Source organism: Thalassoglobus sp. (genome assembly GCF_048270125.1).
Classification (GTDB): Bacteria; Planctomycetota; Planctomycetia; order Planctomycetales; family Planctomycetaceae; genus Thalassoglobus.
The window spans coordinates 361,527-387,950 of sequence record NZ_JBLWTN010000002.1 but is presented as its reverse complement, the minus strand read 5'-3'; the positions used below and the strand labels follow the sequence as shown (position 1 = coordinate 387,950).

Annotated in this window: 20 protein-coding genes; 5 read left to right on the top strand and 15 right to left on the bottom strand. The window is 49.8% G+C overall.

Annotation, left to right across the window (positions count from 1 at the left end; translation table 11 throughout):
- Positions 1–16: 16 nt before the first annotated feature.
- A complete protein-coding gene (locus ACN0YR_RS03785) occupies positions 17–1,195 on the bottom strand; it encodes a formylglycine-generating enzyme family protein (protein ID WP_417847860.1) in 1,179 nt (392 codons plus the stop codon).
- Positions 1,196–1,574: 379 nt separating this feature from the next.
- On the opposite strand from ACN0YR_RS03785, the gene ACN0YR_RS03780 reads away from it, so the two are divergent.
- Complete coding sequence (locus tag ACN0YR_RS03780; RefSeq protein ID WP_417847859.1) at positions 1,575–2,294, top strand: sulfite oxidase-like oxidoreductase; 720 nt, start codon at positions 1,575–1,577, stop codon at positions 2,292–2,294.
- Positions 2,295–2,405: 111 nt separating this feature from the next.
- On the opposite strand, the gene ACN0YR_RS03775 is transcribed toward ACN0YR_RS03780, so the two are convergent.
- On the bottom strand, positions 2,406–2,762 hold the full coding sequence (locus tag ACN0YR_RS03775) for a PilZ domain-containing protein (RefSeq protein ID WP_145202201.1): 357 nt from the start codon (positions 2,760–2,762) through the stop codon (positions 2,406–2,408).
- 262 nt (positions 2,763–3,024) lie between these two features.
- The gene (locus ACN0YR_RS03770; RefSeq protein ID WP_417847858.1) at positions 3,025–5,562 is read right to left on the bottom strand and encodes a tetratricopeptide repeat protein; all 2,538 of its coding nucleotides are present in this window, start codon (positions 5,560–5,562) and stop codon (positions 3,025–3,027) included.
- 270 nt (positions 5,563–5,832) lie between these two features.
- On the opposite strand from ACN0YR_RS03770, the gene recG reads away from it, so the two are divergent.
- Entirely contained in the window at positions 5,833–7,905 is a 2,073-nt protein-coding gene (recG, locus tag ACN0YR_RS03765; protein WP_417847857.1) for an ATP-dependent DNA helicase RecG, read from the top strand.
- A 48-nt stretch (positions 7,906–7,953) separates the two neighbouring features.
- Here recG and ACN0YR_RS03760 read toward each other — a convergent pair whose 3' ends face one another.
- Positions 7,954–8,997, bottom strand: a complete 1,044-nt coding sequence (locus ACN0YR_RS03760) for a dihydrodipicolinate synthase family protein (protein ID WP_417847856.1) — start codon at positions 8,995–8,997, stop codon at positions 7,954–7,956.
- 398 nt (positions 8,998–9,395) lie between these two features.
- Here ACN0YR_RS03760 and ACN0YR_RS03755 point away from each other — a divergent pair, with 398 nt between their 5' ends.
- Positions 9,396–10,319, top strand: a complete 924-nt coding sequence (locus ACN0YR_RS03755; RefSeq protein ID WP_417848009.1) for a sugar phosphate isomerase/epimerase family protein — start codon at positions 9,396–9,398, stop codon at positions 10,317–10,319.
- A gap of 50 nt (positions 10,320–10,369) precedes the next feature.
- The gene (gene deoC, locus ACN0YR_RS03750) at positions 10,370–11,092 is read left to right on the top strand and encodes a deoxyribose-phosphate aldolase (RefSeq protein ID WP_417847855.1); all 723 of its coding nucleotides are present in this window, start codon (positions 10,370–10,372) and stop codon (positions 11,090–11,092) included.
- Positions 11,093–11,119: 27 nt separating this feature from the next.
- On the opposite strand, the gene ACN0YR_RS03745 is transcribed toward deoC, so the two are convergent.
- The 5 genes from ACN0YR_RS03745 to hslV form a co-directional block, all read right to left on the bottom strand.
- Positions 11,120–12,493, bottom strand: a complete 1,374-nt coding sequence (locus ACN0YR_RS03745; protein WP_417847854.1) for a DUF1501 domain-containing protein — start codon at positions 12,491–12,493, stop codon at positions 11,120–11,122.
- Positions 12,494–12,674: 181 nt separating this feature from the next.
- A complete protein-coding gene (locus ACN0YR_RS03740) occupies positions 12,675–15,521 on the bottom strand; it encodes a DUF1553 domain-containing protein (RefSeq protein WP_417847853.1) in 2,847 nt (948 codons plus the stop codon).
- 500 nt (positions 15,522–16,021) lie between these two features.
- Positions 16,022–16,333 carry a hypothetical protein gene (locus tag ACN0YR_RS03735; protein ID WP_417847852.1) on the bottom strand — a complete coding sequence of 104 codons (312 nt, stop codon included), beginning with the start codon at positions 16,331–16,333 and terminating at the stop codon, positions 16,022–16,024.
- A 268-nt stretch (positions 16,334–16,601) separates the two neighbouring features.
- Positions 16,602–17,942 carry an ATP-dependent protease ATPase subunit HslU gene (gene hslU / locus ACN0YR_RS03730; RefSeq protein ID WP_417847851.1) on the bottom strand — a complete coding sequence of 447 codons (1,341 nt, stop codon included), beginning with the start codon at positions 17,940–17,942 and terminating at the stop codon, positions 16,602–16,604.
- Positions 17,930–18,484: an ATP-dependent protease subunit HslV gene (gene hslV, locus ACN0YR_RS03725; protein ID WP_417847850.1), complete on the bottom strand. Its 555-nt coding sequence runs from the start codon at positions 18,482–18,484 to the stop codon at positions 17,930–17,932. Before hslV ends, hslU begins: the two co-directional genes overlap by 13 nt.
- An 884-nt stretch (positions 18,485–19,368) precedes the next feature.
- Between hslV and ACN0YR_RS03720 the strand changes: the two genes are divergently transcribed.
- Positions 19,369–20,547, top strand: coding sequence for a PQQ-binding-like beta-propeller repeat protein (locus tag ACN0YR_RS03720; protein ID WP_417847849.1), 1,179 nt, complete (start codon positions 19,369–19,371; stop codon positions 20,545–20,547).
- Positions 20,548–20,911: 364 nt separating this feature from the next.
- Here ACN0YR_RS03720 and dnaB read toward each other — a convergent pair whose 3' ends face one another.
- The 6 genes from dnaB to ACN0YR_RS03690 all read right to left on the bottom strand — a co-directional run bounded on the left by dnaB (position 20,912) and on the right by ACN0YR_RS03690 (position 25,949).
- The gene (gene dnaB / locus ACN0YR_RS03715; protein ID WP_417847848.1) at positions 20,912–22,306 is read right to left on the bottom strand and encodes a replicative DNA helicase; all 1,395 of its coding nucleotides are present in this window, start codon (positions 22,304–22,306) and stop codon (positions 20,912–20,914) included.
- A 668-nt stretch (positions 22,307–22,974) separates the two neighbouring features.
- A complete protein-coding gene (gene rplI, locus ACN0YR_RS03710) occupies positions 22,975–23,487 on the bottom strand; it encodes a 50S ribosomal protein L9 (RefSeq protein WP_417847847.1) in 513 nt (170 codons plus the stop codon).
- Positions 23,488–23,626: 139 nt separating this feature from the next.
- The gene (locus ACN0YR_RS03705; protein ID WP_417847846.1) at positions 23,627–24,109 is read right to left on the bottom strand and encodes a single-stranded DNA-binding protein; all 483 of its coding nucleotides are present in this window, start codon (positions 24,107–24,109) and stop codon (positions 23,627–23,629) included.
- Between the two features lie 33 nt (positions 24,110–24,142).
- Complete coding sequence (gene rpsF, locus ACN0YR_RS03700; protein ID WP_417847845.1) at positions 24,143–24,736, bottom strand: 30S ribosomal protein S6; 594 nt, start codon at positions 24,734–24,736, stop codon at positions 24,143–24,145.
- Entirely contained in the window at positions 24,693–25,280 is a 588-nt protein-coding gene (gene pth / locus ACN0YR_RS03695) for an aminoacyl-tRNA hydrolase (RefSeq protein WP_417847844.1), read from the bottom strand. The genes rpsF and pth overlap by 44 nt, the downstream gene beginning before the upstream one ends.
- 33 nt (positions 25,281–25,313) lie before the next feature.
- Entirely contained in the window at positions 25,314–25,949 is a 636-nt protein-coding gene (locus ACN0YR_RS03690) for a 50S ribosomal protein L25 (RefSeq protein ID WP_417847843.1), read from the bottom strand.
- Positions 25,950–26,424: the final 475 nt, after the last annotated feature.

The window sequence follows — 26,424 nt, the reverse complement described above, 5'->3', positions numbered from 1 at the left end:
TGCAAAAGAAATACTTCTACTGTTTGGCTACGACAGGATTGGATTTCCAGGCAGTGATCTTATCTTGAGCGAACTGGTACTCTTCAATCATTGTTGTATCGAGGACACAACGGAATCCGTTGTGAAAACTACTCGACATCACTTCCCCTGCCATTCGTGCTCCGGTGCGGTATCCCGTACAACTATTTGTGTTGCACAAAAACGAGCCCCCTCGTTGGACACGTTTGACGATCCCCGGTTCTCGGGGATCGAAACTTTCTGCTGGACCTTTTGGATTTCGTTTGGGTGAAACTGCGTAGTAGTCGTGGTGATAGTAGTCCGCGCACCATTCCCAAACATTACCTGCCATATCGTAAAGCCCAAGTTCATTCGCAGGAAACGATTTCACGGGTGAGGTCCCCAAGTAGCCATCTTCATTTTCCCGACGAGTTGGAAATTCTCCCTGCCAGTAGTTCGCCATGAATTTTCCATCGGGGTCCCGTTCTTCGCCCCAGAAATACTTGGAATTCTTGCCACCATTTCGGTTCGCGTATTCAAACTCAGCTTCGGTGGGTAATCTCATCCCAGCCCAGTCACAGTATGCCACTGCATCTTCCCAGGTGAGATGGACCACCGGATGATCCATCCGGTCTTCAATTGATGAATCTGGACCATTGGGATGCTTCCAGTCGGCGCCATCGACAATTGCCCAGACTTGGTACTCCCATCCGGGGCCTTCGGTGACGAGACTCGCACGGTCGAATTTGTCATTAAAACACATCGATCCGGGCTTCAGTGCCTCTTCCGGAATCGCCATGGGATCGACCCCACTCTTCGCAAAGTCTTCTCGCGTCGGAACTTTCTCGGCAAAGGTGACGTATCCCGTCATTTGCACGAATTCCTGAAACTGCTGATTCGTGACCGGAGTCTCACTCATCCAAAAACCGTCAAGCTCAACCGTATGTGCAGGTGACTCATCAGGCTTAATGCGATCTGGATTTGGGTCTTGTGGAGAGGGTTGATAATCCGTTCCCATCACGAAACTCCCACCCGGAACCCAAACGAACCCTTCCGGAGAAATGTGAGATGGAGGTTTGATCACCAAACCGTCCGCGTTTGTTTTCGCCGAGGTCGAACTCACCGGGAGGAGAATCGCTGCAAAAAGGAGGCCCCCCAGCAAACAACTTCCAAGCACGAGCAGGTAGATTTTCTTCATGGGGATCGAATTGTAATTAAACAGAACGGACGAAACGTTTTGCGCGTGCGAAGTTGAATCTTGAACTCTCAACTTCCCTCACGAGTAGGGCATCTTCACTCTTTGATGTCTCCCTGAAGCCCACCTTCATGGCTTTACAGATTGCTCGCGAGGAGACTGAACGTACAGAATCATGTTGGATTTGCTCAAGAAAATTCTGTACAAGTGGTCGCAAATCGGGCGAATGACAACCTATTCAACAGTATAATGTGCGCTCTTAATATCATACGCATTCAGTTGTCAAATGTCTCCACTCTTTATGAGAGAGGCTGTTCTGAAGGTGTCAAAGAAGATCGTCGGACAGTGAAAATCGCTGACGAGAGAATTCCGGAGAATTGAGATGACCGTGAATGACGACCCCAAGTACCAGGCTGGCAACCCTTCGACAGCGGAGGAGCATCTGTCTGACGACGTGATCATCAGCCCTGACACACAGCGAGACAATCGCATTCCCGCCGGACAGTCAAGAACCAGAAAGTGGCCTGTCCTGCACTATGGAACCGTCCCGACAATCAACCATGACCTGTGGCGGCTCCAAATCGGCGGACTCGTGGAGCGGCCACTCAAACTGACCTTGGATGAGTTCCGAGCGTTGCCGCATGTGAAAGTTTATTCCGACTTTCATTGCGTCACCAAGTGGTCTCGCTTGGGAAACGTTTGGGGAGGCGTTTCGGTACAAGAAATCATGCAGCGAGTCGGAGTGAAGGCAGAAGCAAAGTTCGTGATCGCTGAAGGCTTTGATTCGGGCTGGACGACAAATATTCCAATCGAAGACTTCAATGTCTCTGATGCCTTGCTCGTCGAGACGCATGATGGAGAACCGCTCGATGCCGATCATGGTGGGCCGGTAAGATTGGTCGTCCCACAACTTTATGCCTGGAAGAGTGCAAAATGGCTTCGCAAACTGACGTTTGTCGCTGAAGACTCACCCGGCTACTGGGAGCAACTCGGCTACCACATGCACGGAGATCCCTGGGTCATCAACGAAATGAACCCCGACGGAGAAAGATTTCGCGATGACCCCGACTGGAAAGGCCCGCGCCCGCCGGAGTCCTACTAGAACATTTTAGAATCGGAGTTCGCGCTCTTCTGTCAGGAACCCGAACTATCGCGAACAGCAATGATGCGAGTGCAACACGTTCTTCACAGGCACATCGTATAGCAAACGGCTCTAAAAAGTCGTCGTTTTCTGGCTGAGGAAGCGGCCACCGCTGAGATACATGCCGTCGTCACAAGGTCGGCACCATTCAATCAAAACTCGGTATTCAAATTCACGAGTATCGCTAGCCATCCGCACAGTCACTTCACCGGGTGAGATCATCCCTTTGTGGAGGAGCCCAATGCCTGTACGGCTGATCTCACGCGTCATCGCAGAAATTGTGTTTCCACGAAGAGTCGTCATTTCCGCTGGAACTGAAAGCTCCAATCGCTCAGAATTCCGATTATGGTCTTCATCAGACTTCCCGATACTTTCCAAAATCGAGCGCAAGTCATTGAGTTCCGGGCGATTCCAAGGGTCGCTCAACATAACAATCTATCTCCGACGTGATTATTTCTGTGACCACATCGAGACGACACACACAAAAGGAGAGCCATGATCGATGTGAACAAATTTCATTGTGTTGAAATGTAGACCACATCTGATCTGCGAGCGGAATGCCTTTGAGATTCCGTCAAAATCTGAAAAGAGAGACTCCGCAATACCGGTATAACCCGCACGCATTCATCATCATCGATTCAAAGATGATATCGCCGCGAACAATCCGCTTAAGGACGCCAGAGTCGACAACTTAATCGTTGGAGTCGACAAGCCCTTGAAGCAGGACCAAAGCTTCTCTGTAGCGAGGAGCTTCTTCGAGGGCCTGGAGAGTACTTCTTCGAGCTGATTCGTCTTCGCCGAGTTTCTGCTGCTGTATTGCCTTGCGGTAATATAGATCTGCACGGTCAGCCGGTTCCAATGCGAGTAATGAGTCGAGCGCATCGATCGCGACTTCTGATTCTCCAAGATGTTCGCTGGCGGTGGCTAGGGCAGCGTGCGGTTGTGCGATTAACGGTTTGACAGCTAAAAGTTTCGACGCGAACTGTTTGACCGCTTCCCAATCTTTCTCGTCGTTGGCAATTTCCATTAACCGAAAAAATGCAGCCACGGCATCGTCGTCGATCTTTACCAGCTTCAGGAGTGCCTGCTTCTCTTTGTCATTCTCTCCCTGTTCTTGATACAGCTTCGCCAATGTCAAGAGTGGGCTTGCAGTTCCTGGTTCGCTCGGAAAGAGTTCAACGGCCTTTTCATAAAGTTGGATCGCAGTCTTCGAGTCACCTTTCTCAACGAGAATTCGCCCCCAGGCTTTCAAACCTAAATAGTGTTTCGGGTTCTCATCCGCCCAGGCGAGTGCATCCTTCGCAGGTTCCGAGCTTTGGATAAACGCTGCGATTTCTGGTTCGCTCCATTCCACGTTTTTACCGTATTCAGTCGCGAGTCCCGTCGCGTACTTAACAAGTTCTTCGTCGAGCTGTTTTAGCGGAGCGGTGTGACGCGGGAGCGATTCATTAATGTTCATTCCCACAGCTAGATCATCCAGAACCTTGAGCAATGAATCAAACCCATACTTCTCGATGATATGTTCGACGATCAGAGAGCTTTGATAGTAGGCGAACTGAACATGAACCGGTGACTTGGGTGAGAGAAACATTTCACTCATCTCGCCGATCGGAGAGAGTTCGCCGCCGAGAATCATCTTGCGATAGGTCACATTCAGATGCTCTCCCCAAGAGGCATCACGTTGCCGTTCTTCGTAAACCGAAATCCCTTCGCTGAGCCAGCGCGGCATGCGGTTGTTCGTTTTATTCAAGGTGACCACATGAGCAAACTCATGCCACAGGACTGACTCCAGATTCACCGGGTTGGCATCTTGCGAAGCCGGGCTGTTTGCGGTGATCACATCACCAAAGCAAACTCCGAGATAACCGACAATCCCCGGCATCCCGAATGTGCGAACTTCAAAGTCTGCCGGGCGTGGAAAGATTTCGACGAGAATCGTTTCGGGCAGTTCCTGTTTGTACTTCTGAGTGAGCACCTCGCGTGCTTCGGTCAGTAGCTGGACCACTCGATTGCCGTAGATCTTCGCTTCATCTTTCGACATCCGGATCAGAAATCCGCTCGCTTCGAGAGTTTCAAAGTTTTGAAGTTCATCCCGCAGCGTGACCAAGTTATAGATCGCCACGTCGTACGGGTCCTTCTCGTGAACTTCGTCGGCAAGTTTCCAACCTTCCTCTTCCCGCCCCAACCGTAGCAAGTCTTGAATCAATTGTTTTTTAGCGGGCGTAAAGTTTGGATCAAACTCAAGAGCCTGTTCCTGATATGTGGCCCCTTGTTCAAAACGGTATTTTTGTGACAGCTTCCTTCCGATGGTGTGATCGACTAGTGGATTCTTTTTCCACGTGCTGAGCGCAAGACTGCGAGCCTTCGTCCATGCGTCGGTTTCCTCTTGAAGCAGCGCGATGACAGACTGGTACGCCAAAGCCTCCGGATGATGCGGATTCACTTTCAGGGTCCGCTCGACCAATGCACTTGCCTCTTCATATTGTTCGGCATCGATGAAATGATCAACTTGAAACAGCAGTGCCGGAATGTGATTTGAATTCTTTTCCAGCGTCACCTGTAAATAACCGTTTGAAACTTCTCGGTCCGAGCCCGCGAACGCGAGTGCCAGGCCGAATGTGATGTCCGGATCGTCAGGATGATCTTCAAGTGCCGGACCGAACATTTCTGCAGCCAGCTGAAAATCCCGTTTTTCCAATGCCAGATGACCGAGCGCCAACGCAGGCGAACGATGCAAAGGATTGTTGCGTCGCGAACGAGTGAAAAACGCATCCTGTGCCGCCTTGACGTCTGCTCCCTGCTCAATCACAAAGTGCCCCAGCGTTACCAGATTTTCGGCGTCTGTGTATCTCCAGGGAGAAGCCTGAACCATCTGAGCAATCTCTTCGGTATACTTCAGTACCAGTTCGTCCTGATTCAAATACGGAACTACCTGCATCGCCAACCACCGCAGGCGAATGCTCCACCCGTAACGTTCAAGAGCTGATTGAATTGTCTTCAGCGACTCCTCATATTTCCCCGTCTTGAACTCCGCTTCCGCTTTCACCAGATGCCAGGACTCTCCGTAAACTCCCTGCTCGATCGCCTCAGCTGTCGTGGTAATACATTTCTCGTACTCCCCGTACAACAACAGCTCCCGACACTGATCGATATCCGCTGCGAAGCAGACAGTTCCGGTCCATAGACAGAAAACGAAACCAGACAGAAATAGACGTCGAACAGATTCCATGAAATCCTCCAGAGTCCGGAACAGTTGCCAGAATTCTACGATAAATCAAAGCCTCCCGCAGCTAAGTGGCTTAATTCACAAATGAGAAGGTTGGGTGATTCGACGTTAAGCATGTCCTTGAAAGACAAAACTATTCAACGTGTAAAAGAACGAACTTCCCGAAGGTGACTTGGGTTCGTCGCTGAAGTAGGATGTGCGGCAGTTTAGATTTTGAGTTTTCATTCACCGGCGCGCCTCCATCGGAGCCTTCGCCTTCGCCCCTTTCACCACATGCCCGAGCTGACGCTCAATACTGATGTTCAGTTCCTTCCGGGAGTCGGTCCCAGATGGGCAGAGCTGCTACGGAAGTTGAATGTCGAGACGATTGAGGATCTCCTCTGGACCCTTCCGCGTGACATTCTCGATTTCTCACATGTTTGTCCGCCCGAAGAACTTAAAGCTGACAAACCACAAACGGTTCGGGGAAAAGTGGTCGACGTCGACGCGCGTCTCTTGCGAAACAACCGTACGATGACAGCTGCGCTGCTCGATTGTTCAAGTGACTTCGTGCGCGGAGTCTGGTTCAATCAACCATGGATGCGAAACCGACTCGTTGAAGGACAGTCGGTGATTTTCTCCGGGAAACCAAAATTCAATCAGGGACGCTGGGAGTTCTCCCATCCGAATGTGCAATGGCTGGACGAGGACGACAGTGAAACCGGTGGGGTGATTCTCACACGCTACCGCCTGACTGATGGCCTGAAGGTCCACAAATTACGGCAAATCATCGGAAGCGGAATTGAATCAGTCATCGATCAAATTCCTGATCCGCTCCCGGAATCATTTCGGGCACGATTGAAGATGCCAAGTTTAAGCAAGGCGATCCAATCTGTTCATCAGCCATCTTCAAAAGACGAATACGACGCGGCTCGACGCCGAATTGTGTTCGACGATCTCTTCGAATTTCAACTCGGCTTGGCACTTCGACGACGTCAATGGCGTGCTCGTCAGAACGCGCCGAAGTTTGAAACGACAGCTAAAATTGATGCCCGCATCCGCCGACTTTTTCCATTTCAATTAACCGATGGTCAAAACCTTGCCATAAAAGATTTGTCCAACGATCTCCGATCCGGGTACGCAATGCACCGGCTCATCCAGGCAGATGTTGGAGCGGGGAAAACGGTAGTCGCAATTTATGCCTTGCTGGTCGCCATCGCCCATGGTTACCAGGGAGCGCTGATGGCTCCGACGGAACTGCTCGCCAATCAGCATTGGGAGACGCTCTCTGAACTCCTTGGAGAAAGCCGAATCGAGAAAGAACTTCTCACCGGAAGCCTGACTCCCAAAGAACGCCAACGCGTTCTCGATGGGCTTGCCTCTGGAAGTATTCAACTGGTCGTGGGAACTCAAGCACTGATTCAAAAGGGCGTTTCGTTTGAGAAGCTGGGGATGGTCATCATCGACGAGCAACACAAATTTGGTGTCGCACAGCGGGCACAATTCTCGAACGATTCCGGTCCACCTCCTCATATTCTAGTGATGACGGCGACACCGATCCCTCGCACGCTCTGCCTGACGCAGTTCGGCGATCTCGACATCACCATTGTCAAAGATCGACCGAAAGGACGACAACCTGTCGTCACCAGCCGGATTTCAACCAGCCCTCAGAAGCGGAAAGCGTGGGAGTTTTTGAAAGAGAAGTTGCGATCCGGCAGGCAGATGTACATCGTTTGCCCGCTCGTCGACACGAGTTCCAAAATGGAAGCCGCCTCAGCAGAGGAGACCTTCCTGAAGATGAAAGCGAGCTTGCCTGATTTCAAGCTGGGCCTGGTACATGGGCGGATTGATCGTGAAGAACGAAACGAAACAATGGCTGCCTTTCGAGACCACGAGATCGACGTCCTCGTCTCTACGACTGTCATCGAAGTCGGCGTTGATGTTCCGAATGCAACACTCATGGTCATTCTCGACGCGGAACGATTCGGGCTTTCTCAGCTGCATCAGTTGCGGGGGCGCATCGCTCGCGGAAAACATCGCGGATACTGTTTCCTCGTTTCAAGTTCAGACTCTCCTGAATCCAACGCACGGTTAGCAGCGTTAGAAAATTCCTCAGATGGTTTTGTCGTCGCGGAGCAGGATTTTGAACTCCGTGGCCCCGGAGATGTGTTGGGCACGCGGCAGCATGGTGCTCTCCCGTTGCGATTTGCCGATTTCCTCAAAGACGAAAAAGTGCTCGAACAGGCCCGCAAGGAAGCCTTTCACCTGGTCCGCTCAGGAGACTTCGACTCACCCGAGTTCGCAAAGCTCAAAGAAAAAGTGCTCGACCGCTTCTCAAAGCTTCTCGACCTTCCAAGAAGCGGTTAGAACATCTTTCGAATTGGTTTGCAGGATCTGCCTCGTGGCGAAGAGTTATTAAGTCAGCCATTCATCGAGATGTTCTTTCACAAAATCATCATCAGTCAGGTGAGGGTATGATCGGTAAAGCCGATCGATCTCTTCACTCTGGCCGGGACTTAAGACTTCCTTTTCATCCAGGCACCATGTCCCCTCCAGCAACCCTTGTCGACGAAGAACCTCTGACAAACCGGGAATGCAACCGCGGAAGGAATTGGATGCATCGAAAAGGACAGCGTTCGCGTCGGTCGTTTCATTGTTGATGACCATCATCTCTTGCGAAGCTGGGCCGTTTGCTTTCTCTGCCTTCGCTCGCTCAAGAAGTTCAACAGACTTTTTCGTCCAGACCGCCCAATGCCCGAGCAGGCCACCGGAAAATTGCTTTTCGATCGTTTTCTCACCAACCTTGAATCGATACGTCGTCAGCAAATCCTGGATAATGTTGTCATCGTTTCCGGTGTAGAGTGCAACATCTTCACGTTCGGATTCTGCGAGAGCCCGGATGACATCAATTGTTTTATAACGATCAAAGGCCGCAATCTTGATCGCAACCACGTTTTCAATTTCAACAAACTTCCGCCAGAAAGAATACGGTAAATCCATCCCGCCGACGCTTTCCTGAAGATAAAAACCGAACAGCGGGATGACATCCGCAACTGCCTTGCAGTGAGCGATCAACTCGTCTTCGCTTGACCCTTTCATCGCCGAGACACTTAATAACGCAGCATCGTAACCAGCTTCGCGGGCGATTCCGGCTTCACGGACAGCTTGTTCTGTCTTGCCAATCACACCCGCAATTCGTACGAGGGGACGGTCGCTTACGCGATTCATTTCTTCTGCTGCAAGTTGAAGGACCGGTTCGTAGAGCCCCCCCGGTTCATGAATCGCAAATTGAGTCGTATGAACCCCAACCGCCAGTCCCCCTGCTCCGGCAGCCAGATAATACCGGCTGAGTGCCCGTTGTCGCCGTTCGTCGAATTTCCGGGATGCATCCAAAACGAGTGGATGGGCTGGAATTGCGATTCCGTCAAGGAGAATTTTGCGGAGCTGTTCGTGTGTCATTTCTATTCTTCGTTGAATGTTCGAGAAGAATGAATCGTAATTCGAATCGATACGAAGTTGCAATTCACCGATCTCGCCCAGATTGGCTCTTCAGAGTTTCATCGTTTTTTCAGATAGCAGCTGTACAAACAATTCAGCATCGACAAGGTGAATCAACTGCGGAGTTGTTGTGGTAAAGTCTCAGGAATCTAAATTTCTGAGGGTTCACCCAGAACAATCTCATCGGAAGCATTTGATTCTCTTTCGAAATGGTCTTCGCACACTGCCCGAGAACTTCCATCTCCTCAGGAATCTTTTTCCCAGCAGGTCAAGAGTCTACGCCTCACGCAGAAGACTTACTAAAATCCACCCACTCAATCACAGAAAACATGTACGTCCCATGCAGGAGAACTTCAATGATGCAACTCGGATTCGCTAGCGCCATCCTCCCAGACCAGACTCTGGAAGAAGTTTTTGCAATCGCGTCCCAGCTGAACTATGACTGCGTGGAAGTCATGTGCTGGCCTCCCGGGAAAGCAGAGCGGCGTTACGCCGGAGTGACGCACATCGATGTGACCGGTTTGAATGACAACTCGATTCGCGAGATTCAGGAACTCTCCGACAGATATGGAGTCTCCATCAGTGCGCTGGGGTATTACCCGAATCCACTCTCTCCAGATCAACAAGAATCGCAGACCGCGATCGAACATCTTCGTCGACTGATCGAAGCAGCTCCACAACTTGGACTGAACCGAGTGAACTCTTTCATCGGTCGAGATTGGTCAAAATCAATCGATGACAACTGGCCTCGCTTTCTTGATCTCTGGAGCCCCTTGGTCGAACTGGCTGAGCAACATTCAGTTCGTATCGGTATCGAAAACTGCCCGATGTTCTTTTCAAATGATGAATGGCCCGGCGGCAAAAACCTCGCGATCAGCCCAGCGATTTGGCGTCGCATGTTCAGCGACATCCCCAGCCCGAACTTCGGACTGAACTACGATCCGTCACACATGGTCTGGCAACACATGGATTATTTAGAGCCACTCAAAGAGTTTGCAGACCGAATCTTCCATGTCCATGCCAAAGATGTTCGCATTGACCGTGACCGATTGAATAGTGTTGGAATTCTGGCGAACCCGATGGAGCATCACACTCCCAAACTGCCAGGGATGGGGGATGTCAACTGGGGACAATTCTTCTCAATTCTCGGTGACTCAGGTTACGACGGTCCGGTTTGTGTTGAGGTAGAAGATCGAGTCTACGAGGGATCGTTGACGACTCGCTTCCAGTCTCTTCAGCAAAGTTGTACATACCTGCGAAACTACATTCCGAACATCGAGTAGTTCGACGCCGCATTGATCGTATCTGTTGAAACCGAAACACGAGCACAAACATGGACGACTCTTACTCCGATCTTTCAAAAATGATTGATCATTCGCTTCTCAGCCCAACGCTCAATGCAGCGGATCTCGAATCGGGAATCGAACTTGCTTTGGCCTACGATGTTGCTTCAGTCTGCATCATGCCTTTTGCATTAAAGCAATGTGCTGAGAAGCTCAAAGGCAGCACTGTCAAAGCATCGACCACAATCGGTTTCCCGCACGGTGGGCACACGTCTACCATCAAACATGCTGAAGCCAAACAGGCCATTGCTGATGGCTGCGAAGAACTCGACATGGTCGTGAACATCTCCAAAGTTCTCAGCGGTGACTGGGAATATGTTCGCGAAGAAGTCAGGTCTGTTGTCGAGGTCACCCACAGCGCAGGGCAGAAATTAAAAGTCATCTTCGAGAACTGCTACCTCAACGATGACCAGAAAATTCGACTGTGCGAGATTTGCAGCGAGCTCAATGTCGACTGGGTCAAAACATCCACCGGTTATGGAACCGGCGGCGCGACGCATGAAGATCTCATCTTTATGCGAAAGCACGCTGCGGAACATGTGCAGGTAAAAGCTGCCGGTGGTGTTCGCGATTTCGACGGGCTGCTGGCTGTCAAAGCACTCGGAGTCTCTCGCTGTGGTGCGAGTCGGACCAAGGACATTCTCGACGAATGCCGGAAACGACTGGGACTCGAACCGATCAATATTACTGCCTCTGGAGAGGCGTCGTATTAAGGCACTCAGCGTTTCACGACCGTTTTATCAGGCGATAATTTCGTCAACGACTCTGCCAGCGACATCCGTCAATCTGAAATCTCGTCCGGCGAAGCGATAAGTCAGTTCCTCGTGATTGATTCCCAGCAAGTGCAGGATTGTCGCATGCAAGTCGTGCATGTGAACGCGGTCCACAGCTGCGTGATAACCGAAATCGTCGGTTTGTCCAAACGAGAAGCCGCTCTTCACTCCGCCCCCAGCAAGCCAGCTGCAGAATCCTTGTGGGTTATGATCGCGCCCGTTACTCCCTTGAACTGTCGGAGTTCGGCCAAACTCTCCTGTCCAGACGACGAGTGTGTCTTCCAGGAGACCTCGCGATTCCAAATCAGTCAGTAATCCGGCAATCGGTTGATCGGTCGCAAGTGCGTTTTTCTCATGCCCTGCCTTGAGTCCACCATGTTGATCCCAGACATTTCCCGTTGAGAGTTCAACAAAACGGACTCCCGCTTCGAGGAGCCGACGGCCGAGCAGACATTGCCGTCCGAAGTTGTCGGTCTCTTTCGTGCCGATTCCATACAATGCCTGGGTTTCCGGAGACTCTTTGGAAAGGTCCAGAACTTCCGGAGCGGATCGCTGCATCCGGCTGGCGAGATCGTACGCCTCGATCATTCCGGAAATTCGCTTATCCGGACCGAGCCGATCCAGGTGAGATTGATTCAAGGACTGAATGAGAGAAAGCCGCCGCTTGTCTCGCTGAGGAGACTTGCTGTCCGCCATCAGATGTTCAATTTTTGCGTTGCCGATTTTGCCTTGCCGACCAATCGTCGTCGCTTGATGCTCAGCCGGCAGAAACGCCGAACCATAGTTACGTGGACCGCCATGCCCACTCGATGGTCCTATCGAAACAAAGGATGGCAAGTTGCTGTTCTCTGTTCCCAGCCCATACGACACCCATGCTCCCAACGAAGGGCGTACAAGGTTATCACTTCCAGTATGCAACATGGAAACGGCTTGTCCGTGCGACTGACCTTTGCTGTGCATAGACAGAATGAGACTCAAATCGTCAACCTTTTTGGCAGTGTGTGGCAAGAGTTCTGAAACCCATTGACCGCATTCACCATACTGCTTGAAGCTCCAGGGAGACTTCATTAGCACTCGTTTCGCGTCGATGTTCGACGGTGTTTCAAATGGCAACTCACCACCATCTCGCTTCTGCAACTCCGGCTTATAATCGAACAGGTCGACATGGCTCGGGCCTCCATGCATGAACAGAAAGATGACCCGCTTTGCCTTGGGGGTATGATGAGTGAATTGCGTCTGGACTGTCGAAGCCTCCAGCGTTTGCCCCGTCAATCCGGCCATTGACAGGCCAACCGATCCAGCAAGCATCTGCTTCAGATGGTCTCGTCGTGTATGAAACATTGCGTGTTCTCGCGTCAATCTAATGTTCGTCTTCAAGTTCTGCTTCGTGGTAAGCAGTTTACGGAGTCGTGAAAGTGATCTTCCCAGGCACATGGTTGAGCAAACTGGTCTAGCTGATGAATTTCATTCAATCACATTCCGAATCCGATCTTGCATTATCAATCTTTTGGAAGCTCGCTGATTAATCCAGCATGCGAAATGCGGAAGATGCAAACAAGGCATGTGCCAAGTCAGTCCAGGCCTCATTGGTTTCGACTTCTTTTGAACTCAGGAATTTGAGGGAGACTTCCGTTTCCTGTTCGCTCGGCGGTCGGCCGAGAATCACAACATATAATTGTTCGAGTTTTTCACTGTCTGTCGATAATTCCTGCTGATTCAAACGCTCAGCGACCTTCGCTGATTGTTCGGCGATAAATGGACCGTTGAGCATCCACAATGCCTGTGTCGGAACAGTTGTGTGTGCACGTTGACCAGAAACAAAATCGGGATCAGCAAAATCAAAAACTCGCAGCAACGAGGAAAGTTCATTCCGAATCACCGGCTGGTAGACCGTCCTGATGTTCGTAGAATCGAGCTTCACCCCCTTGTCGTTTGGAGTGTTTTGAGTGACTAGCGTGCCGAGATTAGCAACGGGCGGTCCCCCAGGCGAGAAGTCCAGTTCTTCAGTCGCCAACAGCATCGAGTCACGAATCGATTCTGCCGGAAGCGGCTTTCGATGGGCTCGCCAAAGCAACCGGTTCTCAGGATCAGCCTGCCAGCGCTGTTCATCATACTGGCTTGATAATTGGTAGGTTCGGCTGGTCAGAATTTCTCTGACAAGCCATTTCGTCGACCAGTTATGTTCAATGAATTTGACAGCGAGTTGATCGAGCAACAGAGGGTGCGTCGGTCGTTCTCCCAAATGCCCAAAGTTATCGACACTTCGAACCAGTCCCGCTCCCAGTAAGTGATGCCAAACCCTGTTGACGTACACGCGGGCGGTTAAAGGATGTCGGGCATCTCCAAGCCATTTCGCTAAGGCTAGCCGCCCACTTTGGCCATCTTCAATTTCTGGGGCTCCTTCGAAACTCGCAACCTTTAAGAATCCACGAGTCACTTTCGGTCCCAGGTTTCGATGTTCTCCTCGGATGCAAACAAAATAATCTCCTTGCTCTTTTTCCTCCAAAACCGCCAATGCTTTCGGAGCGGGGGGAGGAGCATTCGCGTCGACGTCTTTGAGTTCCGCTTTGAGTTGACTCAGCTGTTTTTGAAGCGATTCGATTTCGGCAAGCAAGCCGGTGTCATCCTCCTCGGTGAGTTGGTTCAGTTCCTCCACGGAAACGAGTTGAATCGCGTCGACAAGCACATATCCATTCGCATCCTGATTCGAAATTTCTACGACAACCGGTTTCTCTTTCAAGAATTGAAAGCGCCCGAGTGGTTTCAGCATCGTCAGAATCGGTGCCTGCTTGGACTGGTCGACCTTAAATGACTCCTCACCCTGAGCATGTCGGATTGTCACAGGCACGTTTGTCGCTCGCCCATTCGTCCCGGCAAATGCGAAGCGGACTTCATATTCTCCATCTTTAGGAACATCGATTGTGAAGATCGCCTTCTTCTGTCCCCGATCTTTTTGGTCATCGTGGATGTACCCTTTGCCGATGAAGTTTTTGGAATAGGTTGATTTTTTCCAATCGCCTACAAGCTCAGCTTCCGAATCATCCACCAGGATTCCTTGCTTCAGAATCTTTGAATGAGAAGAGTTTGCTTCGGTCGACTTCAGTTTTGCCTCAACATCTTTGATTGACTTTTTCAATCGACCTGATGTTTCATTGTACGCCGCCAGAGAGGCTTCATGTTCCGGCGTCATGGGGAGCGGTTGACGCGTCCAGTTCGAGACGTATTTCTGAATTTCCCCATCAAGCGTTTGTGTGCTTCTCAGAATGCCTGCGATCGCATAGTAGTCAGCTGTTGGAATCGGATCGAACTTATGATCATGACAGCGAGCACAGCCAAGTGTCATTCCCATAAAGCCCTTGCCTATCGCAGTGACTTGCTCATCGACGACATCCATTCGTAATTTTTCTTTATCACGTTCGGAAAGCATCTTCGCACCGAACATCAAGAATCCGGTCGCCACAATTTGTCGTGTCCGCTCCTCAACAGAGTTAGCATCGAGCAAATCTCCGGCAACCTGTTCGATCACAAATTCGTTGTAAGGTCGATCGTGATTGAAAGTGTCGATCACATAGTTGCGGTATCGCCAAGCGTTGTGAAACGTCGCGTTGAAATCTCCACCATTCGAATCTGCATAACGTGCAACGTCGAGCCAATGTCGGCCCCAGTGCTCTCCAAATTGCGGAGAGTTCAACAAACGATCGATGTATTCGTCGATCGCATTTTTATCATCCGAATAAAGCAAACTTTCGACATCATTCGGCGAAGGGGGAAGACCGGTCAGGTCATAAGCAATTCTGCGAAGAAGAGTCTCTCGCTCAGCATCAGCCACTGGGGTCAGCGATTCCTCTTCAAGGCGATGCAAGATAAATTGATCAATCCAGTTTCTGGGCCAATCGACTTGTTGAACATCAGGAACCACATGCTCCTCTGGAAGCTGAAACGCCCAGAACTGCCTTCCTGCTTCGAGATCAATCCCCTTTGCCGACTGAGCATGCGTAATCATTTCTGTGCGAGGGTCAGGAGCCCCCATTGCGATCCATCTCTCGAAATCTGCGATCACTTCGTCGGGAAGTTTTCCAGCCGGGGGCATCTCAAACGATTCAAATTTCAACGCTTCAAGAAGCAGGCTCTCATCAGGTTTTCCTTGAACCAAAGATGGTCCAGAGTCTCCCCCCTTCAGTAATCCGGGAGATGAGTCCACCAACAACCCACCCTTAAGTGCCTCACTGTCGGCAGAGTGACACTCGTAACAATGCTTCACCAGCACTGGACGGATTTTCTTCTCAAAGAAGTCCAGACCATCCCGATCATTTGCTAAACAGGAGATGAAGGGGAAAAACAGAAAAATAATCGCAGTACAAGTTCGCACGGAGCACTCTCAGGCAAGAATGGAAACGCAAATAAGACTTCTGAACTCGCTGTGATTCACAGGGACCGTGGCCACACAACTAGCTTTGTCAGAGCGAATAAATCCACACCTATTTATACAACATCAATCGTCATGCGCAAACCAGAGAACGGAGAATTGAACCGCAAGCAGCCATTTTTTCAGTACATCGAGATCGCACGACCCGCAAAGGCGGGCTCGGACTCAAGTATTCACAGAAATTTCTCATGCACGCTGAATTTATGAAGGCTGAAATTCAGTGATTGGAAATGTGACTGAAACTGAGATCGCCCAACTGGTTCACGTCCACTGACTCCGGGTTTTGAGAGCTTGTGCGAAACAACGGCAGTTCCCTTCTGGGTGAGTGGAACAAAAAAAATCCCGGCTCTTCAAGACGAAGAGCCGGGACAGAAATATTGCGAACTCAGAAGTTCGCGTTTTAAAGTTCGAACTCACCCGAAGATGGTTCGGTCACAACTGGATTAAAATCCAATCGAGAAATAAGGTGTGTGGATATAACCACGATCGTTTCCGCGGTAGCCTCGATATCCCCGATACCCGTTGTAATAACGACCTCGATAAGGGCTGTAATAGCGGTTGTCCCACCGTCGACCAAGACGGTCATATTGACGGTTTATCTGCCTGTAATCCCTTTGGATTTCACGAGATCGACGAATGATTCGATTCGCACGAGGTGTTCGCCACGTAGCGGCTTCAGCTGTTTCGACAGTTCCAAGGCCACCAAAACTCATCATTGCGAAAGCACATCCTGCGAGCATGATCTTCTTAAACATATCAAATCCTCCTGTTATCAGTTCTTGTTGCTTTCTTTCTTGTTGTGTTAGAGAAGATAAGCAAGCTGCGTGCCATTTGCTCGTTTTCAGGACACAAACACATGCTTGCATGTAAAGTGTGGCGTGACACGCAGTTAAGAACCTCTAGAAAATGATACGAACTTCGAGTCAGCGTAATCCCTCTAATAAACTGACCGGTCATCGAACATGTCGAAGGCTGAGACCACAGTCTCAGACTCTCACGCCATAAGGTGTGAGAAACTTCAGATTAGAGGATAAACTTGCTCATATCCTCGGATTTCATCACAGAAGCGAGTTTCTGATTCACATAATTCGCATCGATTTTGATTGTTTGGCCTTTAAGGTCGGGAGCTTCAAAACTGACCTCTTCCAGCAAATGCTCCAACACGGTATGCAATCGTCGGGCTCCAATATTTTGCGACGACTGATTGAGTTGGAAGGCGATGTCAGCCAGCGACTGCAAACCTTCCTTTTCGAACTCTACAGTGACGCCTTCAGTTTCCAGGAGTGACACATATTGCTGAGTGAGAGAGCTTGCAGGTTCGGTCAAAATTTTCAGGAAGTCTTCCTGAGTGAGATCGTGAAGTTCAACACGAATTGGAAAGCGTCCCTGAAGTTCGGGCATTAAATCCGAGGGACGTGTACGATGAAATGCTCCAGCTGCGATAAAGAGCATGTGATCCGTTTTGACGTTCCCATATCGAGTTTGAACCGTCGTCCCCTCCACGATCGGCAGCAAATCTCGTTGCACACCTTGCCGACTCACATCGGCGCTCTTTGAACCTTCTGCCCCACCGGCGATTTTGTCGATCTCATCAATAAAGATCATTCCGGTCTCTTCAGAAAGCTCAATCGCTTCCGCATGAATCGCATCCGGGTCCATCAGACCTTCAACTTCCTGTTCGAGCAACAAGCCGCGCGCCTCCTCAACTGTCACCTTGCGATGACTCCGCTGCTTGGGCATGATCTTCTCGAACATGTTTTGCAGATTCGTATCCATCTGCTCGACACCCATGTTCGAAAAGATTTGCATGGGTGTATGTCGCTGTTCGATGCTGATATCGATTTCGCGTGTTTCGAGTTCCTTAGCTGCGAGCATTTCACGAAACTTCTCGCGAGTTCGCTGATGGCGCGCCTCAGCTTCCGGGTCCTCCTCTTGAGTCCATGTCGATTCCGTCGGAACGAGTAGATCGAGAATGCGTTCTTCGACACGTTGCTTTGCTTTCGGCAACACCTCATCCCGTTTGGTGGCTTTAACAATTTGAATCGCTGCCTCGACCAGATCGCGGACCATACTTTCAACATCGCGTCCGTAATATCCGACCTCGGTATATTTGGAAGCTTCAACCTTGATGAACGGAGCCCCAGTCAGGCGAGCCAGCCGACGACTGATCTCTGTCTTTCCAACTCCGGTCGGTCCGATCATCATCATATTTTTCGGTGTGACCTCTTTACGCATTTCTTCTGGAAGCTGCTTCCAGCGCCAGCGATTACGCAACGCAATCGCAGCTGCGCGTTTGGCATCATGCTGACCAATAATATGTTCGTCCAACTTGGCAACGACTTCTTTAGGTGTTAGTTCCGACACGTGATTTCCTCGACAATGATGTTCTCGTTTGTGTAGACGTCAATTTCTGATGCAATCATCAATGCTTCGCGAACGATCTCGCCAGCTGCTAATTCAGAATGACGCAAGAGCGCGCGAGCAGCAGAAACCGCATACGGCCCACCCGATCCGATTCCAATCACCCCATCTGTCGGAACAACGACATCTCCCTGCCCGGTAATCAGCATCTGATGCTCGTCGTTGATCACAATGAGCATCGCTTCAAGCTTTCGCAACATTCGATCTGTTCGCCAGTCCCGTGCAAGTTCAGTCGCTGCGCGAGGAAGATTCCCCGGGAAGTCTTTCGCCTTCTCTTCGAACCGCTCCAGCAATGCAAACGCGTCAGCCGTCGATCCAGCAAATCCGACGACGACAGAATCGTTCAAAATTTTGCGAATCTTGCGGGTATCCTGCTTCAAGACCATATCGCCATAGGTCACTTGCCCATCACCCCCAATGGCAATTTTGCCATTATGTTTGACTGCAATAATCGTCGTTGAATGTGTTACTATTTTTTTGCTCATTCTTCTTTGCTCTAAATAAATCTGAACAACGGAGCTTCATACAAGTAAAAAGGTATCAATCCCGGAAGTCTGTTGAGTGTTTTTAGAATCTGTCCGAAAACCTCTGAAATAGCCACTTTTCTCAATGCTTGAGAGAGAAAATTCAAGATTCAGGGTCAGTTCTAGAACATCCCCGGACATGATGTAATCGTTCTATCTCGTGATGTACAGGATTTTCTCTGATGAAAGACTCGCTTCACAGCCCCGAGAAACTCTAATGAATCTCATTTCCTGAAATCATATACGCGTGCTGTCTCGCGGCTACAGTATTTTCCTCGATGAAAGAGGCTCTTCACGTTCACCAGAAGCACGAATGCGTGCGAAGTCTTTGAAATGGCAAATCGACCTCTTCATGATTCGCTCAACTCAACCGACTCTTAGCTGCATGTTAACGAAAGCCGATGAAAAATGAGCCAAGCCAGCCAACACATCAATCGGGATTGACCTGTATCGCAATTACTTCGAGAGTGCATCATGGACACCCTGAAACGTCACACCCCAAACGCAAGACTTCATAAGCGATTCTCATGCTAGAGCATCTTTCGAATTGGTTTGCAGGTTCTGCCTCGTGGCGAACAGCATTTTTACTAGAGAAATGCGTTCTTCACGGGCACACGGTAGAGCAAACTGCTCTAGAGCAAAACCAAAATTGGTCTTCGCGTCCTCCCTGGAGGCAAGCAGCCTGTCGAGTGGTGAAAGCGATGTTCACGGGCGCGAAAAGCATTCAGCATGCTCCAGGCAAGTTTCACGTAAACAGAGAACACCTTTCGAGCAAAGCCTTCTTATGCATCTTGGGCATATTAATCTCCAGTGCATTCACCGCGCCGGTTTCTGCCCAAATCAAAGTGTGGCCGCAGTTTCGTGGACCAGGTGGACAGGGAATCATCGAGAACGTTTCGCTACCCATCGAATGGAGCGAGAAAGAAAATGTCCGCTGGAAGTGCGAAATCCCGGGCCTTGGTCACTCGTCACCAGTTCACGATGGCGAAACCTGCTGGCTGACGACCGCCACTTCCGACGGAAAGATCCTCGGCGTCGTTTCAGTTAATCTCTCAAACGGAAAGCTCGACAAAAATCTTACGGTTTTCGAACCTCAATATCTCGAAAAAATTCATCACGACAACAGCTACGCCTCTCCGACGCCGGTTCTCAAGGACAAACGATTGTATGTCCACTTCGGAACATACGGAACAGCCTGCATAGATTGTGAATCGGGGCGTATCCTCTGGAAGAACAACGACTTTCCAGTAGAGCATCAGGGTGGTCCCGGCAGTTCGCCTGTCATCTATGAGGACATGTTGATTCTGACTTTAGATGGTGCACAACAACAAAGAGTCGTCGCTCTCGATCTCAAAGATGGCTCTCTCCGCTGGGAAAGAAAACGCTCCGCGCCGCTGCGACCGAATCCGATTACTCACCGAGCATTTTCAACACCGCTTCTGTACGAATACAAGGGAGCCACTCAACTCCTCAGCCCAGGTGCAGATCAGATTCACGCGTACGATCCCGCAACAGGAAACGAAATCTGGCATGCCCGTTACGTTGGGTTTTCGACGGTCCCCTGCCCGACCGCTCAAGGGAACATCGCAGTCTTTTGTACCGGTTACTTTCAACCAGAACTTTGGGCAGTCACTCTCGACGGTTCAGGCGACATCACAGAATCGCATCGAAAGTGGAAGTTCCGCGGCCCGATACCGGATATTCCCTCGCCGATCATTATTGATGATCAAGTGGTTATCATCTCGAACAAGGGTGTCGCAACGGGACTCGACTTACAATCCGGGAAACGGAAATGGGTGCTCCGCGTCGGCGGGAATTTCTCCGCATCACCGATCTATGCCAGCGGCCTGATCTATCTCTGCAGCGAAGAGGGCGTCACAAAGATCATCGATCCGCACACAAAAAAACCTCGCGTCAACCACGCCAATCGGTTGGAAGACGGCATTAAAGCCACCCCCGCAATCGTCGAGAACGACCTGCTGATTCGAACAACGACTGCGCTCTACCGCATTGGAACAGATTAGAGCATCTTTCGAATTGCTTGCAGGTTCTGCCTCGTGGCTCAGCATTTTTACTAGAACCAGTCCGAAAACCTCTGAAATAGATGCTTTCCTCAACGTTTGAGAGAGCAATTTCAAGTTTCAGGATCAGTTCTAAAGAAATGCGTTCTTCACGGGCAAACGGTAGAGCAACTGCCCTAGAGAAAAACACTCGTCCTGAGAATCAACAAACCGAATCCACCTGCGCCAGTGCAAAAATATGTGATGTTTTTCAAGGGCTACTGCGCCTATTGTTTCATCATTGAATTGTCCGGGACAATGGTCCCGGACTACGATGAAGTTTGCTTCACTTACGATGGCGTTTGCTTCACTGCAGTTGTTGAGTGAATTAAAAGTCCATTCCTTCGGGGAGGGTCATCGGGCTCTTGTCGCCGAATTTGAGCATTTCTCGCAGCCAGGTGAGCTCGACAGTTCCAATGGGACCATGGCGGTTTTTCGCTATGATGAGATCGGCCTCACCGGGGCGATCTTCTGGATCGTAGGCCTCTGGACGATGCAAGAACATCACGATATCGGCGTCTTGTTCAATGGCTCCACTTTCTCGCAAGTCGGAGAGACGTGGGCGTTTATCTTCTCGCTGTTCAACTCCACGATTCAACTGTGCGAGAGCAATCACAGGGATGTCGAGGTCTTTAGCCAGGAACTTCAACCGCCGCGTAATCGAAGAAATCTGCTGCTCTCGCGGCATGTTCTTATCTTCAGTTTCGATGAGCTGCAAATAATCGATAATGACGATGTCCAACACTGACCGCCGTTTCAAGCGACGAGCGATTGCCGAAATTTGCGACATCGTTCGACCGGCGGTGTCATCGATGAACATGTGGAATTTGCGCATCTCATTGGAAGCCTCCATGAGCATACTTTGCTCGAACTCATCGAGTTCTCCCTGGCGAAGTTTATGCCCGCTGATCTTTGCCTGAATACAGAGCAAACGCTCTGCAAGTTCAATCTTGGATTGCTCCAGACTGAAGAGCAAAACTCCCCGCTCCGCCTTGGAGACAGCCATCGCAAAGTTACAGACAAGTGCCGTTTTCCCCATACTGGGACGAGCGGCAAGGACGATCAACTCCGAGGGCTGAAACCCACTTGTGAAGTCGTCAAGCCCGTTGAATCCAGTATGAAGTCCACTGACGGTTCCTTCCTGGTCCATCCGCTCATAGATGCGCTGGAAAGTGGAATCAAGAATGTCGGAGATATCAATTTTATCGATGTTCTCCTGCTGCTCGACAATCCCGAAAACTCGCTTTTCCGCTTTGGCGAGGATCTCTTCAACATCCTCGTTGCCGTGATAAGCTTCGCGCAAAGAATCGGTACAGGCTTCGATCAGACTCCGTTGCAACCAGGTATCTCGCACGATTTTTGCGTAATACTCTGCATGGGCGGCGTGAGGGACTGCTCCCATGACTTCGTTGAGATAAACCGCTCCGCCGATGTCCTCGAATTCATCACGCTTTTCGAGTTCGTGCTTGAGGGTAATGACGTCGAGAGCCCGAACGCCCTTTTCGTACATATCGTGAATGCACTGAAATATCTTGCGATGAGCATCGGTATAAAAACAGCGAGACTGAATGTGCTGGATGACTTCGTCAAACGCTTCGCTGGAAAAGAGTAGGCTTCCGAGAACGGATTTTTCTGCTTCGAGGTCTTGTGGTGGAACCTTTCCAAGGAAATCCGTAGCAGTGTTCCCTGAGTCCTTCACCTTTCCCTTGGCCTTGGCCATCATATTCCTTTCAGTAGCAGAAAAATTGAGCTGTCTGGTCAGTTTTGAATCAGGCGAGAGGGAAGAAATGAATCCCCTGCCAGAGCAAATCTAACATTGGTCTTCAAGTTCTGCATCGTGGTGAGCAACTGATGAAGTCGGGAAACCGAGCTTCTTGAGCACGACAAACACGAAAGCATCCTAAGCAAGACCATTGTCTCGTCTGATTCCTTTGGAGCAATCGTTCAGTGGCTCTAATCAGAGAATTTTAGATCAAATCCAGTATCGGTCTTTAAGTTCAACCTCGCGCCGAGAAGCTTATGAAGTCTTAAAAAGTGAACCTCATACTCACGACTATGAGCAGCTTTCGAATTGGTGTGCAGGTTCTGCCTCGTAGCGAACTGTAATTTTATGGATGAAACGCGTACTTCACAGGCAAACGGTCGAGCGAACTGCTCCAGGAGAGTAACTCTCCAGGCATCCCGTCTCAGAACCCCGACTGACATCAACAAGTGCGTCAAAGTCAGCAGCATCCGAGATGAACTGAAATTCCTTCTGTGGACATGCAAACATCCCGCCAGAAAACTGACGGGATGTTATTGAATTCGCACGCCACAAGTAGCAGACGAAAGATTGAGATACAAAGAACGCAATCTTTCTGCCGACTAACTATGCCGACCTGACTGCCGAGATTACTTGATCGAAGCTGTTGGAACGACCCAAACCTTGACTTCTGTTTTCACATCATGGTCCAAGATGATTGGAATGGTGTACATTCCAAGCGACTTGATCGGACCTTCCATTTGGACGTGTGATGCTTCGACTTCGTAATTTGCACTTTTGAGTGCTTTACTCACATCACTGGCAACAATCGAACCGTACAATTGACCTTCGTCAGTGGCATTGGCTTCGAGAGTCACGCTGTAATTCTTGATCTTATCGCCCAAAGCTTTGATCGACTTACGGCGAGCAATCTGAGCTTCTTCCTGACGTTTACGATGGCTTTCAACCATCATTTTATTCGCAGGTGTTGCAACTGTGGCCAGCCCCATTGGGATGAGGTAGTTACGAGCAAAACCGGGTTTCACGCGGATGATTTCCCCCTGGTTACCCAGTTTCGGAACATCTTCTGCCAGCATGAGCTCGACTCCGCCTTTTCGATCGGCGGAACGAATGCGTTGTCCTCGTTTGCGTTGAACGACCATGGCTTCACTCCTGGACCAGCTCGAAAGCTGTCTCTCTGATAAACGAATGATTCTTGGAATTAATGATCTTTAACAATATCTGAATCAGAGATCGTCACTTCAGTAGATGATAACGATTTCAGCAGTCTTGTTAGTGTTTCTAAAACGGAACGTCATCATCAGAGACGTTTGACGATGGCCCAGATTCATAAAAGGAATCGACGGCATCGTTTGGAGATCCGCTCGGTCCTGAACTTTGCTGTCCCTGATTGGATGGGCCACGAGAAGGAGCTCCGCCTCCATCTCCACGACCTCCCAGCATTGTCATGTTTTCACCAATCACTCGAAGCTTGGATCGTTTTTTTCCGGTTTCACGATCATCCCAGCTATCGAGTTGCAAACGACCTTCGATCAGGACAGAACGTCCTTTAGAAAGATACTCGCCTGCGACTTCCGCTTGCCGGCCCCACAATGTGACATCGACAAAGGTAGTTTCTTCACGTCTTTGATTTTGTTGCTTGTCGAACCAGGTTCGGTTGACTGCCAAGCCGAGATCTGTCACGGCTGTTCCGTTGTTGATGTATTTGACCTCTGGATCACGGGTCACATTTCCAACAAGGATGACTTTATTAAAACTAGCCATGACACTCCCTTACGAGTTGCAAACAATGACGAATTACTCGTCGTCTTCCGTACTGTCGGCATCATCAGTACCGCTATTTTGTGCACCGGCGCCAACGGCAACGGGCTCTTCTTCACTGTCTTCAGATTCTGGCGGTTGAACCTGTTGAGTCAACAATGAGAACAACTTCTCATCGTGATCCAACAGCAGCTGCCGAATCACAACCTCATTGAGTTTGCAAATTCGGGTAAACGCAGTGACTTGCGAAGCATCCATCTTAAAATAAGTCAGATAGTGCAAGCCTTTGCGATGACCATCGATTTCGTAGGCAAGTTTGCCTTCCTGCCATGGTGTTGAAACAACGAGTTCTGCTTCGCATCGTTCCAGAATCTCTTGAACGATTTTCTCAGTTCCTTGCGGGTCCTGTGCGTAGCGACCGCTATCCAGCAGGAACATACATTCATAAAGTCGCTCAGCCAATGTCTTCCCCTTGATTTCTTCTTGATCCAGACTGTCCCGGAATGACAGCTTTGCAGTTGGTGTTTGAACTTGTTGAAAAAATGATCTTAAAGTCTTTGTCGAGCTTTCTGCAGGCTTTGTGAAATCACAAAGATTCACCATCTTCTGGTGCTGTTTGATTGAACTCATTCATGGCTTTTTCAACGCCATCCTGAACCCAGCATTCAACAGCAGATGCTGCTCGTTCGACACAGTGTTCCATTTTGGAAAACTCGGACTTACTAAACTTTTGCAAAACGTAGTTGGCTGCGTCCATTTTTCCAGGTGGACGTCCGACTCCAACTCTGAGTCTAGCAAAATCTGAAGTCCCAAGTTGGTCGATTGTATTTTGCAATCCTTTCTGGCCTCCTGCAGATCCAGTTCCCCGGAGACGCAAGCGACCAGTTGGCAGATTCATATCGTCATGAACGAGTAACAATTCGCTGTGTGAAACTTTATAAAAATTCACAACTGCACGAACGCTACGACCACTGAGATTCATGAAGGTTTGAGGAGCGACAAGTACCACTCGCTCGGAACCAATTTGAATTTCAGTCACCTCTGCCTCAAAACTTGATTTCCAGCGATCCGCTGAAAACCTCTGGGCTAATACAGCCAGAACATCAAAACCGATGTTATGCCGTGTTCCCACGTACTTTTTCCCTGGATTACCAAGGCCGACGACGATTTTCACGGCTTCGAACCTGCCAGAGCCTGACTATCAATACTATTCTTTAGCAGGTGCTTCATCACCCTCAGCTGCTCCCTCTTCACCTGCCGCTTCATCGTCTGCAGCCGGTTCAGCCTCTTCTTTAACAGCTTCAGCAACTTGAACAACAACTGAATCTTCAGGGCTGATGACTTTGACTCCACGTGGTAAATCTTGAAGATCACCGACGTGAATTGCATCCCCGATGTTGAGGCTTCCGATTCGAACCTGAATTGAATCGGGGATCTCAACTGCCAGACATTCAATTTCCAAAGCGTGCATTTGATGGTCAAGAAGACCTCCTGCCAGTACGCCTGGAGAAGTTCCACGTAGAATCACGGGAATTTCAACCTGAATCCGCTCGTTAGGATCCACGCGAAGAAAATCGACGTGCAGAATGTGTTTACTGAATGTGTCCCACTGGACATCACGAAGCAAAGCGGTTTCTGCTTCCCCATCGACTTCGAGGTCTACGACCTTTGAACCGTCTTTGATCAAGGCATGTACAACATCACCTTGCAACTGGATGCAGACCGCACCTTTTTTATGCCCATACAAACTTCCGGGAACAATCCCTTCAGTTCGAAGACGGCGACTCGCTGTCGTACCTTGGACAGTACGAGTTTGTGCTTCAATTTTCTCGATCGTAGACATAACTGTTTGTTTTCAGAAGAGTTACTTCAAAAAGCGTATCACCAAACAACCCGAACACGGCAATCTTCACGTGTACACAGGTATACAATACGTCTCTCTAATTTCCACCCGGAGTGGAAAGTCCCGCACAATAGTGTCTCTATTGTACGAATTCAAGACTTCCGTCTCATGCTTTTAACACCTATTCCAAAACCTCTGAAATGAGCCGAACTCCTGAGACTCGTCATAACAGATTCAGGAGGACTCCGCGGATTCCGGAAGGTCTTGGACCAATGACACTCTTTTTGCCTGCTCGAGGGAAGTGTCGGCACGCGATTCTCGACTTTGGGTCTCAATTTCACAATCGATTTTGATTCCAAAGCTCAGAACTGGTATTTTCTCTCCCAGAGAAATCTCTACAACTGCTGCGGAAATTTGATTTTGGACTTTTGTTCGCAGAGAAAGTCCTCGGCCGCGGAGTTTTGAGAGAGAAGAC